This is a genomic window from Pseudomonas sp. MWU12-3088 (genome assembly GCF_023242405.1).
GTDB classification, from domain to species: Bacteria; Pseudomonadota; Gammaproteobacteria; order Pseudomonadales; family Pseudomonadaceae; genus Aquipseudomonas; species Aquipseudomonas kribbensis.
This window is the reverse complement of sequence record NZ_JALJEA010000014.1, coordinates 133372-147024: the sequence shown is the minus strand read 5'-3', so window position 1 is coordinate 147024 and position 13653 is coordinate 133372. Positions and strand designations below refer to the sequence as shown.

Annotated in this window: 13 protein-coding genes; all 13 read right to left on the bottom strand. The window is 59.0% G+C overall.

The genetic code is table 11. From position 1 onward, the window contains the following. Positions 1 to 621 (bottom strand): aromatic amino acid lyase (locus tag M5B98_RS26255; RefSeq protein ID WP_248744421.1); only part of this gene is annotated, 621 nt, incomplete at its 3' end. Between the two features lie 2 nt (positions 622 to 623). Beyond that, a complete protein-coding gene (hutU, locus tag M5B98_RS26250) occupies positions 624 to 2315 on the bottom strand; it encodes a urocanate hydratase (protein WP_248744420.1) in 1692 nt (563 codons plus the stop codon). 403 nt (positions 2316 to 2718) lie between these two features. Beyond that, the gene (gene glmS, locus M5B98_RS26245; protein ID WP_248744419.1) at positions 2719 to 4551 is read right to left on the bottom strand and encodes a glutamine--fructose-6-phosphate transaminase (isomerizing); all 1833 of its coding nucleotides are present in this window, start codon (positions 4549 to 4551) and stop codon (positions 2719 to 2721) included. Between the two features lie 2 nt (positions 4552 to 4553). Beyond that, positions 4554 to 5330, bottom strand: a complete 777-nt coding sequence (locus M5B98_RS26240) for a DeoR/GlpR family DNA-binding transcription regulator (protein WP_248744418.1) — start codon at positions 5328 to 5330, stop codon at positions 4554 to 4556. 132 nt (positions 5331 to 5462) lie between these two features. Next, a complete protein-coding gene (gene glmU / locus M5B98_RS26235; protein ID WP_248744417.1) occupies positions 5463 to 6830 on the bottom strand; it encodes a bifunctional UDP-N-acetylglucosamine diphosphorylase/glucosamine-1-phosphate N-acetyltransferase GlmU in 1368 nt (455 codons plus the stop codon). A 118-nt stretch (positions 6831 to 6948) separates the two neighbouring features. Then, positions 6949 to 7374 carry a F0F1 ATP synthase subunit epsilon gene (locus M5B98_RS26230; protein WP_007954164.1) on the bottom strand — a complete coding sequence of 142 codons (426 nt, stop codon included), beginning with the start codon at positions 7372 to 7374 and terminating at the stop codon, positions 6949 to 6951. 45 nt (positions 7375 to 7419) lie between these two features. Further along, positions 7420 to 8796, bottom strand: a complete 1377-nt coding sequence (gene atpD, locus M5B98_RS26225; protein ID WP_007954162.1) for a F0F1 ATP synthase subunit beta — start codon at positions 8794 to 8796, stop codon at positions 7420 to 7422. Positions 8797 to 8823: 27 nt separating this feature from the next. Next, positions 8824 to 9684, bottom strand: coding sequence for a F0F1 ATP synthase subunit gamma (gene atpG / locus M5B98_RS26220; RefSeq protein WP_008084419.1), 861 nt, complete (start codon positions 9682 to 9684; stop codon positions 8824 to 8826). A 50-nt stretch (positions 9685 to 9734) separates the two neighbouring features. After that, on the bottom strand, positions 9735 to 11279 hold the full coding sequence (gene atpA, locus M5B98_RS26215) for a F0F1 ATP synthase subunit alpha (RefSeq protein ID WP_085606310.1): 1545 nt from the start codon (positions 11277 to 11279) through the stop codon (positions 9735 to 9737). A gap of 21 nt (positions 11280 to 11300) precedes the next feature. Next, positions 11301 to 11837, bottom strand: a complete 537-nt coding sequence (locus M5B98_RS26210) for a F0F1 ATP synthase subunit delta (RefSeq protein WP_007911956.1) — start codon at positions 11835 to 11837, stop codon at positions 11301 to 11303. Positions 11838 to 11849: 12 nt separating this feature from the next. After that, positions 11850 to 12320, bottom strand: a complete 471-nt coding sequence (locus M5B98_RS26205) for a F0F1 ATP synthase subunit B (RefSeq protein ID WP_007954149.1) — start codon at positions 12318 to 12320, stop codon at positions 11850 to 11852. Positions 12321 to 12378: 58 nt separating this feature from the next. Further along, positions 12379 to 12636, bottom strand: coding sequence for a F0F1 ATP synthase subunit C (atpE, locus tag M5B98_RS26200; protein WP_003097235.1), 258 nt, complete (start codon positions 12634 to 12636; stop codon positions 12379 to 12381). 134 nt (positions 12637 to 12770) lie between these two features. Further along, entirely contained in the window at positions 12771 to 13640 is an 870-nt protein-coding gene (atpB, locus tag M5B98_RS26195) for a F0F1 ATP synthase subunit A (protein ID WP_085686128.1), read from the bottom strand. Between the last annotated feature and the right edge of the window lie 13 nt (positions 13641 to 13653).

Here is a 13653-nt window from a genome sequence, read left to right as displayed (position 1 = left end):
GCGCAGCGCGAATGCGGTGGATACCTGCGTGCCGTTGAGCAGCGCCAGACCTTCTTTCGCCGCCAAAGTCAGCGGCGTCAGACCGGCGACTTTCAGCGCTTCAGTGGCTTCCATCCACTCGCCCTTGTAGCGCGCCTTGCCCTCGCCCAGCAGCACCAGCGACATGTGCGCCAATGGCGCGAGGTCACCGGAAGCACCGACCGAACCTTTCAGCGGAATGTGCGGGTAAACCTCGGCGTTGATCAGGGCGATCAGCGCATCGATCACCACGCGGCGGATACCGGAGAAACCACGGCTGAGGCTGTTGACCTTGAGCACCATAATCAGGCGCACCAGCTCATCGCTGATCGGCTGGCCGACGCCGGCGGCGTGGGACAGCACCAGCGAACGCTGGAGGTTTTCCAGGTCTTCGCTGGCGATGCGGGTCGAGGCCAGCAGGCCGAAACCGGTGTTGATGCCGTAGGCGGTACGGTTCTCGGCGAGGATCTGCTCGACGCAGGCGACGCTGGCTTCGATCTGTGCAGCAGCGCTGTAGTCGAGGGTCAGTTTGACCGGGTTCTGGTAGACGTCACGCAGTTGCGACAGGCTCAGTTGGCCAGGGATCAGGTTCAGTGCAGTCATGTTCAGGCTCCTTTAACCGAAGTAATCATTGGCAGGTTCAAGCCCTGCTCCTTGGCGCAGTCGATGGCGATCTGGTAACCGGCATCGGCGTGACGCATCACACCGGTGCCCGGGTCGTTGTGCAGCACGCGAGCGATACGCTCGGCTGCTTCATCCGTACCGTCGCAGACAATCACCATGCCCGAGTGCTGCGAGAAGCCCATGCCGACGCCGCCACCGTGGTGCAGCGACACCCAGGTCGCGCCGCTCGCGGTGTTCAACAGGGCGTTGAGCAGTGGCCAGTCGGACACGGCATCCGAGCCGTCCTGCATCGATTCGGTTTCACGGTTCGGGCTCGATACCGAGCCGGAGTCGAGGTGGTCGCGGCCGATCACGATCGGCGCCGACAGCTCGCCGCGACGGACCATTTCGTTGAACGCCAGACCGAGCTTGGCGCGTTGCCCCAGGCCGACCCAGCAAATGCGCGCCGGCAGACCCTGGAAGCTGATGCGCTCGCGGGCCATGTCCAGCCAGTTGTGCAGGTGGGCGTCGTCCGGGATCAGTTCTTTGACTTTGGCGTCGGTCTTGTAGATGTCCTGTGGATCACCCGACAGCGCCGCCCAGCGGAACGGGCCGATGCCACGGCAGAACAGCGGACGGATGTAGGCCGGGACGAAACCCGGGAAGTCGAAGGCGTTCTCGACGCCCTCTTCCTGAGCCATCTGACGAATGTTGTTGCCGTAGTCGAAGGTCGGGATGCCTTGCTTCTGGAAATCCAGCATGGCTTTGACGTGGACCGCCATCGATTGCTTGGCGGCTTTGATGACAGCGGCCGGTTCGGTCTTGGCGCGGGCGCGGTATTCGTCCCAGGTCCAGCCGGCCGGCAGGTAACCGTTGAGCGGGTCGTGGGCGCTGGTCTGGTCGGTGACCATGTCCGGGCGCACGCCGCGACGGACCAGTTCCGGGAGGATTTCGGCGGCGTTGCCCAGCAGCGCGATGGAGATCGCTTTGCCTTCCTTGGTGTACTTTTCAATGCGCGCCAGGGCGTCGTCGAGGTCTTTGGCCTGCTCGTCGACGTAACGGCTTTTCAGGCGGAAATCGATGCTCACCTGCTGGCATTCGATGTTCAGCGAGCAGGCACCGGCCAGGGTCGCGGCCAGCGGCTGGGCGCCGCCCATGCCGCCGAGGCCCGCGGTCAGGACCCAGCGGCCCTTGAGGTTGGAGTTGTAATGCTGGCGACCGGCTTCAACGAAGGTTTCATAGGTGCCCTGGACGATGCCCTGGCTGCCGATGTAGATCCAGCTGCCGGCGGTCATCTGGCCGTACATGGCCAGGCCCTTGGCGTCGAGTTCGTTGAAGTGTTCCCAGGTCGCCCAGTGCGGCACCAGGTTGGAGTTGGCGATCAGCACGCGCGGCGCATTGCTGTGGGTCTTGAACACGCCGACCGGCTTGCCGGACTGCACCAGCAGGGTTTCGTCGTCATTCAGGTTGGTCAGGCTTTCAACGATCTTGTCGTAGCACTCCCAGTTGCGCGCAGCGCGGCCGATGCCACCGTAGACCACCAGCTCTTTCGGGTTCTCGGCCACTTCCGGGTCGAGGTTGTTCATCAGCATGCGCAGCGGCGCTTCGGTCAGCCAGCTCTTGGCGGTCAGCTTGTTGCCGCGGGCGGCACGGATTTCGACATTGCGGAATTTTGTAGGCTTGTTGTCAGTCACGAAAAAGACTCCTCAGCGATCAATTCAAACCAACCCTGGCGATGGGCAAGCGGCTTGTGCGCTTCAATGCGCGACAAGCGAATCAGTGGACGTGATGCTCGGTTTCTTTCAACTCGTATGCATACGTCTTTACTTGTACATACAAGCATATGCAATTGAACGGCCAACTTATGAAGAAGCTGTCCGACAAAACCAGCGAACATCGCTGAGGACACCGAAATCACGGGGTATTAGTGATTGATTTTTTTTCGAAGGGGCGCTTTTTGAAAGCAGAGAGGCTGTTACAGGAGCGTGGCATTGCACCGCGCTGGGGTGTTCGGTAACAAAAAGTGGGAAACATCCCACAGCCTGGAGACCCAATGAGTCTCCAGGCTGTGGTCGTTTATTACTGCGTGTGGATAACTTATTCCACCGTCACCGACTTGGCCAGGTTACGCGGCTGGTCAACGTCAGTGCCCTTGAGCACAGCAACGTAGTACGACAGCAGTTGCAGCGGGATGGTGTAGAGGATCGGCGACAGGATGTCGTGGATGTGCGGCATCTGCACCACGTGGGTGCCTTCGCCGTTGGTCATCCCGGCCTTCTCGTCAGCGAACACGATCAGTTCGCCGCCACGGGCACGGACTTCCTGCAGGTTGGACTTGAGCTTCTCGAGCAGTTCGTTGTTCGGCGCCACGGTCACCACCGGCATGTCGTTATCCACAAGCGCCAGCGGGCCATGCTTCAGTTCGCCGGCAGGATAAGCTTCGGCGTGGATGTAAGAGATTTCCTTGAGTTTCAGGGCCCCTTCCATCGCTACCGGATATTGCGCGCCACGACCGAGGAACAGGGTGTGGTTCTTGTCGGCGAACAGTTCGGCGATCTTTTCCACGGTGCTGTCCATGGCCAGTGCTTCGCCCAGACGGGTTGGCAAGCGACGCAGTTCTTCGACCAGCGTGGCTTCAACGTCTTTGCCCAGCGTGCCGCGCACCTGGCCCAGCGACAGGGTCAGCAACAGCAGGCCAACCAGTTGCGTGGTGAACGCCTTGGTCGAAGCCACGCCGATTTCGCGACCGGCCTGGGTCAGCAGGGTCAGATCGGATTCGCGCACCAGCGAACTGATGCCGACGTTGCAGATCGCCAGGCTACCCAGGAAACCCAGCTCCTTGGCGTTACGCAGGGCCGCCAAGGTGTCGGCGGTTTCGCCGGACTGGGAAATGGTGACAAACAGTGTGTCCGGCTGCACCACAACCTTGCGGTAGCGGAACTCACTGGCGACTTCGACCTGGCACGGAATCCCGGCCAGCTCTTCGAGCCAGTAACGGGCAACCATGCCGGCATGGTAACTGGTGCCGCAGGCAACAATCTGAACGTTGCGCACTTTGGCGAACAGCTCGGCAGCTTGTGGGCCGAAGGCCTGCACCAGCACCTGGTTCGGGCTGAGGCGACCTTCCAGGGTGCGTTGCACCACGGAAGGCTGCTCGTGGATTTCCTTGAGCATGTAGTGGCGGAACTCGCCCTTGTCGGCGGCTTCGGCACCGTCGGTGTACTGCACGGTCTGGCGCTCGACGGCTTTGCCGGTCACGTCCCAGATCTGCACCTTGTCACGCTGGATTTCGGCGATATCGCCCTCTTCCAGATACATGAAACGGTCGGTGACCTGACGCAGGGCCAGTTGGTCGGACGCGAGGAAGTTCTCGCCCAGGCCCAGACCGATCACCAGCGGGCTGCCGCTGCGAGCCGCGACCAGGCGATCCGGTTGCAGCGCGTGGATGACCGCAAGGCCGTAGGCGCCATGCAGATCCTTGACCGTTGCCTTCAGGGCGTCGGTCAGGTCCGGCAGCGTCTTGAGTTTTTCGGTCAGCAGGTGGGCGATGACTTCGGTGTCGGTGTCGGAAGAGAACACGTAACCCTGAGCCTTGAGTTGCTCACGCAGCGCTTCATGGTTCTCGATGATGCCGTTGTGCACCACCGCGACGTTGCCGGAGAAATGCGGGTGAGCATTGCGTTCGCTCGGCGCACCGTGGGTTGCCCAACGGGTGTGGGCGATACCGAGACGGCCAACCAGCGGGTGTTCCGCCAGAGCCGCGTCCAGTTCGCTGACCTTGCCCACACGACGGGTGCGTTCCAGCGTGCCTTCATTGGTGTACACCGCCACACCGGCACTGTCATAACCCCGGTATTCGAGGCGCTTGAGGCCTTCGACCAGGATGGCGGTGATATTACGTTCAGCTACCGCGCCGACAATTCCACACATGCTTATTTCTCCTGACTGACCGTCGCGCAAATCAAATTGATACCGCGAGCCTGAATCTGATCCCGTGCCTCCTGCGGCAGGCGATCATCGGTGATTAGGGTATGGACACTGCTCCACGGCAGTTCCAGGTTTGGAATCTTGCGGCCGATCTTGTCGGCCTCGACCATCACGACCACTTCCCGCGCCACTTCCGCCATCACCCGGCTCAGGCCGAGCAACTCATTGAAGGTGGTGGTGCCACGCACCAGATCGATGCCGTCGGCACCGATGAACAATTGATCGAAGTCGTAAGAGCGTAGTACCTGCTCGGCGACCTGGCCCTGAAAGGATTCCGAATGGGGATCCCAGGTGCCGCCGGTCATCAGCAGGACCGGTTCATGCTCGAGTTCGCTCAGGGCGTTGGCGACGTGCAGGGAATTGGTCATCACCACCAGGCCCGGCTGCTGGCCGAGCTCGGGAATCATCGCGGCCGTGGTGCTGCCGCTGTCGATGATGATGCGGGCGTGTTCGCGAATGCGTGTCACCGCAGCGCGGGCAATCGCCTGCTTGTATTTGGAAACGTTCTGACTGACGTCGGCCACCAGTTCCTGGGGCATGGTGATCGCTCCACCATAACGGCGCAGCAACAGACCATGGCTTTCCAGCGCAGCCAGATCCTTGCGAATCGTAACTTCGGAGGTTTCGAAACGCTTGGCGAGTTCGTCGACACTCACTTCACCCTGCTCGGTGAGCAAGGCCAGGATGTTGTGACGACGTTGGGGTGTATTGCGTTTCGACATGGCGCGCTATGTTTCGATTCGAAAGATAATGAAAGCAATCAAAACCTATCGAAGCAAAACCGTCAAGCCGGCGATGAAAAAAAATCGCTGCCCGTAGGCAGCGATCTTTCAGATTGAAGCGCTGTGGATAACTCAGCTCTTCTTGATTTTCTCCGGCCGTTTCCAGCCTTCGATGTTCCTCTGCCTTGCACGGCCTACTGCCAACTGAGCGTTATCCACATTCTGGGTGATGGTCGAACCGGCCGCCGTCGTCGCACCGGCAGAGATATCCACAGGCGCCACCAGCGAATTGTTGGAGCCGATGAACACGTCTTCGCCCAACACGGTTTTCCACTTGTTGGCGCCATCGTAGTTGCAAGTGATGGTGCCGGCGCCGATGTTGGTGCGGGCACCGATCTCGGCATCACCCAGATAAGTCAGGTGTCCGGCCTTGGCGCCCTCCCCCATGCGAGCGTTTTTCAGTTCGACGAAGTTACCCACATGGGCACGGGCTTCGAGCACGGTGCCTGGACGCAGTCGGGCAAACGGGCCGGCGTCGCTGTTTTCACCCAGCACCGCGCCTTCGATATGGCTGTTGGCCTTGATCAAGACGCCTTTGCGCAGTGTGCTGTCCTTGATCACGCAGTTCGGGCCGATCACCACGTCGTCTTCGATGACCACTTTGCCTTCGAGAATGACGTTGATGTCGATCAGCACATCGCGACCGACGGTCACTTCACCACGCACGTCGAACCGGGCCGGGTCACGCAGGGTCACGCCCTGGGCCATCAGGCGACGGCCGGCACGCAACTGATAATGACGCTCCAGTTCCGACAGTTGCTTGCGATCGTTGGCGCCCTGCACTTCCATCGGATCGTGGGGTTGCTCGGTCGCAACCACCAGGCCATCACCGACCGCCATTTCAATCACGTCGGTCAGGTAGTACTCGCCCTGGGCGTTGTTGTTCGACAGACGCCCCATCCAGTCAGCCAGATGGCTGGCAGGTACCGCGAGAATCCCGGTATTGCCTTCGGTGATCGCGCGTTGAGCTTCAGTGGCGTCCTTGTGCTCGACGATTGCTGCAACCTTGCCGCTGGCGTCGCGCACGATGCGGCCATAACCGGTCGGGTCGTCCAGTTCGACGGTCAACAAACCCATCTGGCCGGGAACGACGTGCTTGAGCAGCCGCTGCAGGGTTTCGACTTCGATCAGCGGCACGTCACCGTAGAGGATCAGAACGGTATCGGACGTAATGAACGGTACGGCCTGGGCAGTCGCGTGGCCGGTACCCAATTGCTTGTCCTGCAGGACGAAATTGAGGTCATCGGCGGCCAGGCGCTCGCGCACCACATCGGCACCATGGCCGATGACAACATGGATGCGCTGCGGATCGAGCTGACGGGCGCTGTGGATAACATGACCGAGCATGGAATCGCCGGCAATCGGGTGCAGCACTTTCGGCAGTGCCGAACGCATGCGTGTGCCTTGACCGGCCGCGAGGATTACGATTTCAAGAGACATGACTGGCTACCAATCCTGGGTGGTCAGCAACTGCGACCGGGTTTGTAGAATTCTGAAAAGAAAAAAGGGTAGCCGAGGCTACCCTTTTTTATCAATCGCACAACAAGTGGCTGACGGATTAACCGCCAAACTTCTTGCGGATCTGCTGGACGGTGCGCAGCTGAGCTGCAGCCTCGGCCAGACGTGCGGACGCAGCTCCGTAGTCGAAATCTGCGCTCTTCTCATGCAGAGCAGCTTCGGCAGCCTTGAGAGCTGCCTGAGCCTGAGCTTCATCCAGGTCGGCGGCACGTTGCACGGTATCGGCAAGCACCTTGACCATGTTCGGCTGAACCTCGAGGAAACCACCGGAGATGTAGAACACCTCGGCTTCCCCGCCTTGCTTGATCAGGCGGATCGGACCCGGCTTGAGATTCGTGATCAGCGGCGCGTGACCCAGAGCGATACCAAGATCACCCAGAGCACCGTGCGCAATCACCATCTCGACCAGGCCGGAAAAGATTTCTCCTTCCGCGCTGACGATATCGCAATGGACTGTCATAGCCATCTGATTGCCTCAACCTAAATGAGCGCCCGTTGCCGGGCGCCGGGATTACAGTTTCTTGGCTTTCTCGATCGCTTCTTCGATGCCGCCGACCATGTAGAACGCTTGTTCTGGCAGGTGGTCGTAGTCACCGTTGAGGATGCCTTTGAAGCCAGCAATGGTGTCTTTCAGGGAAACGTATTTACCCGAAGCACCGGTGAAGACTTCAGCCACGAAGAACGGCTGCGACAAGAAGCGCTGGATCTTACGAGCACGGTTTACCAACTGCTTGTCGGCTTCCGACAGCTCGTCCATACCCAGGATCGCGATGATGTCCTTCAGCTCTTTGTAACGCTGCAGCACGTACTGAACGCCGCGAGCGGTCTCGTAGTGATCGTTGCCGATCACGTTCGGGTCCAGCTGACGCGAAGTCGAGTCCAGTGGGTCTACCGCCGGGTAGATACCCAGGGAAGCGATGTCACGGGACAGAACGACGGTGGCGTCCAGGTGAGCAAACGTGGTCGCTGGCGACGGGTCAGTCAAGTCGTCCGCTGGTACGTATACGGCCTGGATCGAAGTAATCGAACCTTGCTTGGTCGAAGTGATGCGCTCTTGCAGCACGCCCATCTCTTCAGCCAGGGTCGGCTGGTAACCTACTGCCGAAGGCATACGGCCCAGCAGTGCGGATACTTCGGTACCGGCCAGGGTGTAACGATAGATGTTGTCGACGAACAGCAGAACGTCGTTACCTTCGTCACGGAACTTCTCGGCCATGGTCAGGCCGGTCAGCGCTACGCGCAGACGGTTTCCTGGTGGCTCGTTCATCTGACCGTAGACCAGCGCTACCTTGTCGAGAACGTTGGAGTCCTTCATCTCGTGGTAGAAGTCGTTACCCTCACGAGTACGCTCACCCACACCGGCGAACACGGAATAACCGCTGTGCTCGATGGCGATGTTACGGATCAGTTCCATCATGTTTACGGTCTTGCCTACACCGGCACCACCGAACAGACCGACTTTACCGCCCTTGGCGAACGGGCAAACCAGGTCGATAACCTTGATGCCGGTTTCCAGCAGCTCGTTGCCGCCAGCCTGTTCTGCGAAGGAAGGAGCTGCGCGGTGGATACCCCAGCGTTCTTCTTCGCCGATCGGGCCAGCTTCGTCGATCGGGTTGCCCAGTACGTCCATGATCCGGCCCAGAGTCGCTTTACCGACCGGTACGGAGATGGCTGCGCCAGTGTTGTTGACGTCCAGACCGCGCTTCAAGCCTTCGGTGGAGCCCATCGCAATGGTACGAACCACGCCGTCGCCCAGCTGCTGCTGAACTTCCAGAGTGGTTTCGGCGCCTTGAACCTTCAAGGCGTCGTAGATGCTCGGTACGCTGTCGCGTGGAAATTCCACGTCGATAACGGCGCCGATGATTTGAACGATACGTCCGCTACTCATAGCTGGATCCTCTGAATATTTGAACCGTTAAACCGCGGCAGCGCCGCCGACGATTTCCGAGATCTCTTGGGTGATCGCAGCCTGACGCGCCTTGTTGTAGATCAGCTGCAAATCGCTGATCAAATCACCGGCGTTGTCGGTAGCGTTCTTCATCGCGATCATCCGCGCAGCTTGTTCGGCCGCGTTGTTCTCGACCACCGCCTGGTACACCTGCGACTCCACGTAACGCACCATCAAGCCGTCAAGCAGCTCTTTGGCGTCTGGTTCGTAGAGGTAGTCCCAGTGGTGCTTGAGATCCTGATCCGGGGTCGCTACCAGCGGAATCAACTGCTCCACGGTAGGCTGTTGCGTCATGGTGTTGATGAACTTGTTGGATACCACGGACAGGCGGTCAATACGGCCGTCCAGATAGGCATCCAGCATCACCTTGACGCTGCCGATCAGATCATTGATCGACGGCTCTTCACCCAGGTGGCTGATAGCTGCAACGACGTTACCGCCGAAGTTGCGGAAAAAGGCCGCACCCTTGCTACCAACGACACACAGATCAATCTCGACGCCGTTTTCGCGGTTTACCGCCATGTCCTTGACCAGGGCCTTGAACAGGTTGGTGTTCAAGCCGCCGCACAGACCACGGTCACTGCTCACCACGACATAACCAACGCGCTTGATGGCGCGGTCGATCATGAACGGATGGCGGTATTCCGGGTTGGCGTTGGCCAGATGCCCAATTACCTGGCGGATACGCTCCGCATAAGGACGGCTAGCAGCCATGCGCATTTGTGCCTTGCGCATTTTGCTGACCGCCACTTTTTCCATGGCGCTGGTAATTTTTTGCGTGCTTTTGATGCTCGCAATCTTACTGCGAATCTCTTTTGCGCCTGCCATGTAACACCTATCAGGTTAGCAAGCGGGAGCCTTGCGGCTCCCGCTGCGGCTTACCAGGTTTGGGTGGCCTTGAACTTCTCGATACCGGCTTTCAGGCCAGCGTCGATTTCGTCATTGAAGTCACCTTTAACGTTGATCTTCGCCATCAAGTCGGCGTGATCGCGGTTGAAGAAAGCAATCAGCGCTTGTTCGAAGCTGCCGATCTTGGCGATTTCAATGTCAGTCAGGAACCCACGCTCAGCGGCATACAGCGACAGCGCCATGTCGGCGATCGACATAGGTGCGTATTGCTTCTGCTTCATCAGCTCGGTAACGCGCTGACCATGCTCAAGTTGCTTGCGGGTCGCTTCGTCCAGGTCAGAAGCGAACTGGGCGAATGCCGCCAGTTCACGGTACTGAGCCAGAGCGGTACGGATACCACCGGACAGCTTCTTGATGATCTTGGTCTGAGCGGCACCACCCACACGGGATACCGAAACACCGGCGTTCACTGCTGGGCGGATGCCCGAGTTGAACATGGCCGATTCCAGGAAGATCTGACCGTCGGTGATGGAAATCACGTTGGTCGGAACGAACGCGGAAACGTCGCCAGCCTGGGTTTCGATGATCGGCAGTGCGGTCAGGGAACCGGTTTTGCCGGTCACTGCGCCGTTGGTGAACTTCTCTACGTACTCTTCCGAAACGCGGGATGCGCGCTCCAGCAGACGGGAGTGGAGATAGAACACGTCGCCTGGGTAAGCTTCACGGCCTGGTGGACGGCGCAGCAGCAGGGAAATCTGGCGGTAAGCCACTGCTTGCTTGGACAGATCGTCATAAACGATCAGCGCGTCTTCACCGCGGTCGCGGAAGAATTCGCCCATGGTGCAACCGGAGTACGGAGCCAGGAACTGCAGTGCTGCAGATTCCGAAGCGCTCGCTGCAACGATGATGGTGTTAGCCAGTGCACCGTTTTCTTCCAGCTTGCGAACCACGTTGGCGATGGTCGATTGCTTCTGACCGATTGCCACGTAAACGCAGAAAATGCCGCTGTCTTTCTGATTGATGATCGCGTCGATCGCCAGAGCGGTCTTGCCGATCTGACGGTCACCGATGATCAGCTCACGCTGGCCACGGCCGACAGGGATCATGGCATCGACAGCCTTGTAGCCAGTCTGTACAGGCTGGTCTACCGACTTACGCCAGATCACGCCCGGAGCAACTTTCTCGACCGCGTCGGTCTCGGTGTTGCCCAGTGGACCTTTGCCGTCAACAGGGTTACCCAGTGCGTCGACAACGCGACCCAGCAGTTCCTTACCAACCGGAACTTCGAGGATGCGGCCGGTGCACTTGGCGCTCATGCCTTCAGCCAGAGTCGTGTATGCGCCCAGTACAACGGCACCTACGGAGTCTTGCTCCAGGTTGAGGGCCATACCGTAGACGCCGCCCGGAAACTCGATCATCTCGCCGTACATGACGTCGGCCAGACCGTGAATCCGCACGATACCGTCAGATACGCTGACGACAGTGCCTTCGTTACGGGCTTGGGAGGTCACATCGAGCTTTTCGATGCGGCCCTTGATAATTTCACTTATTTCGGAAGGATTGAGTTGCTGCATTGCTCTGCTGCCCCTTCAAACTCAAGATTTCAATGCTTCGGCAAGTTTCGCGATTTTGCCGCGAATCGAGCCATCGATAACCAGGTCGCCGGCGCGGATAACGACACCGCCTATAAGGGCAGCATCCTCCGCAACTTGCAGGCGCACTTCCCGGTTGAGTCGTGCACTGAGAACCTTGGCGAGTTTGTCTTGCTGTTCTTGGTTCAATGCAAAAGCACTGGTCACTTCAACGTCTACCGATTTCTCTTGTTCGGCCTTGTACAGGTCGAAAAGAGCAGCGATCTCCGGCAGAAGCGGGAGACGGTCGTTTTCGGCAACGACATTGATGAAGTTCTGTGCCTTGGCATCAAACTTGTCGCCGCACACGTCAATGAACGTGGCGGCCTTTTCTGCGCTCGTCAGTCGCGGGGCCTTGAGCACGCGCTGCATGGTGTCGTCTTGCGACACCGCTGCAGCCAGGCCGAGCATGGCTGACCAATTGGCCAGTTGCTGGTGGGCCTGAGCGTGCTCGAAGGCCGCCTTAGCGTAAGGTCGGGCCAACGTGGTCAGTTCTGCCATGATCGCCCTCGCTTAGATTTCAGCAGCCAGTTGGTTAACCAGCTCTGCGTGCGCGTTTTGATCGATTGTGGCACCCAGGATCTTCTCGGCGCCGCCGACAGCCAGCAAGCCCACTTGGGCGCGCAGCTTGTCTTTGACACTGTTCAGTTCCTGTTCGATCTCGGCTTGAGCCTGAACCTTCACACGGTCAGCGTCGACACGGGCCTTTTCAACGGCCTCTTCGACAATCTGGTTACCGCGTTTCTTGGCTTGCTCGATGATTTCAGCTGCCTGAGCTTTCGCTTCGCGCAGTTGCTGACCCGCTTTCTCTTGGGCCAACTCCAGGTCGCGAGCTGCACGGCTGGCAGCGTCCAGACCATCAGCGATCTTCTTTTGACGTTCGTGCAGAGCTGCGATGACCGGAGGCCATACGAACTTCATGCAGAACAGTACAAAAATCAGGAACGCAACGGACTGGCCAATCAGGGTCGCATTAATGTTCACGCCAACACCTCGCAGTTACGTTGTCCATCACACCAAATCACTCGGAAAGTCCGAATGATTAGCCAGCGATTTGACCAACGAACGGGTTCGCAAAGGTGAAGAACAGAGCGATACCAACACCGATCATGGTTACGGCGTCGAGCAGACCGGCAACGATGAACATTTTAACTTGCAGCATTGGAACCATTTCTGGCTGACGCGCTGCGCCTTCCAGGAACTTGCCGCCCAGCAGGCCGAAACCAATTGCGGTACCCAGTGCGCCCAGGCCGATCAACAGTGCAACAGCGATAGCGGTTAGACCAACTACAGTTTCCATCTTTCCTCCCGACTTTTACGTCGTATGGTTTAGGTTTTTTAGATTAAAGCGGTAAAACAAATCGTTTCATGGTGCCCCGTGAGGAGCCCCTCCCCGTGCTACCGGGAAGGACATCAGACTGGTCGAGACCGGTCTTAATGGTTTTCTTCGTGCGCCATCGACAGGTAGACGATGGTCAGCATCATGAAGATGAACGCCTGCAGGGTGATGATCAGGATGTGGAACACAGCCCACGCCCACTGCAGGACAACGCCCAGGCCGCTCAGCCAGAGCAGGCCGCTGCCGAACATCACAGCGATCAGGATGAACACCAGCTCGCCGGCATACATGTTGCCGAACAGACGCAGAGCCAGAGAGATCGGTTTGGCGATCAGGGTCACGAATTCCAGCAGGAAGTTCACCGGGATCAGCAGCGCCTGAACGAAGATGTTCTTGCTGCCGAACGGGTGCAGGGTCAGCTCGCCGATGAAGCCGCCGAGGCCCTTGACCTTGATGCTATAGAAAATGATCAGTGCGAAAACCGAGAACGCCATGCCCAGGGTCGCGTTCGGGTCGGTGGTCGACACGGCACGGAACGGGATGTGGTGGTCGCCGGAGATCAGGATGGCCAACTGAGGAATCCAGTCGACCGGTACCAGGTCGACGGCGTTCATCAGGAACACCCAGACGAAGATGGTCAGTGCCAGCGGTGCGATCACCGGGCTACGGCCATGGAAGCTGTCTTTCACGCTGCCATCGACGAATTCGACCAGGACTTCAACGAAGTTCTGCAGTGCACCTGGCTGACCGGAAGTCGCCTTCTTGGCCGCCATGCGGAAAAGAATGACGAAGATCAGACCCAGTGCGACCGACCAGCCGAGGGTATCGACGTGGAAAGCCCAGAAGCCCATTTCCTTGGCTTCTGCTGCGGTGTGGGCAAAGCCCCAGCCGCCGTTGGGTAGCTGACCGAAGGTCAGGTTCTGCAAGTGGTGCTGGATATAGCCCGAAGCGGTTGTTTCTGCCATGGTTGCCTCAAAC

What these genes read in the sequence shown, in the direction of transcription:
- glmS (WP_248744419.1), bottom strand. Translation starts at nt 4,551, where the DNA reads ATGTGTGGAATTGTCGGCGCGGTAGCTGAACGTAATATCACCGCCATC.
- M5B98_RS26240 (WP_248744418.1), bottom strand. Translation starts at nt 5,330, where the DNA reads ATGTCGAAACGCAATACACCCCAACGTCGTCACAACATCCTGGCCTTG.
- glmU (WP_248744417.1), bottom strand. Translation starts at nt 6,830, where the DNA reads ATGTCTCTTGAAATCGTAATCCTCGCGGCCGGTCAAGGCACACGCATG.
- M5B98_RS26230 (WP_007954164.1), bottom strand. Translation starts at nt 7,374, where the DNA reads ATGGCTATGACAGTCCATTGCGATATCGTCAGCGCGGAAGGAGAAATC.
- atpD (WP_007954162.1), bottom strand. Translation starts at nt 8,796, where the DNA reads ATGAGTAGCGGACGTATCGTTCAAATCATCGGCGCCGTTATCGACGTG.
- atpG (WP_008084419.1), bottom strand. Translation starts at nt 9,684, where the DNA reads ATGGCAGGCGCAAAAGAGATTCGCAGTAAGATTGCGAGCATCAAAAGC.
- atpA (WP_085606310.1), bottom strand. Translation starts at nt 11,279, where the DNA reads ATGCAGCAACTCAATCCTTCCGAAATAAGTGAAATTATCAAGGGCCGC.
- M5B98_RS26210 (WP_007911956.1), bottom strand. Translation starts at nt 11,837, where the DNA reads ATGGCAGAACTGACCACGTTGGCCCGACCTTACGCTAAGGCGGCCTTC.
- atpE (WP_003097235.1), bottom strand. Translation starts at nt 12,636, where the DNA reads ATGGAAACTGTAGTTGGTCTAACCGCTATCGCTGTTGCACTGTTGATC.
- atpB (WP_085686128.1), bottom strand. Translation starts at nt 13,640, where the DNA reads ATGGCAGAAACAACCGCTTCGGGCTATATCCAGCACCACTTGCAGAAC.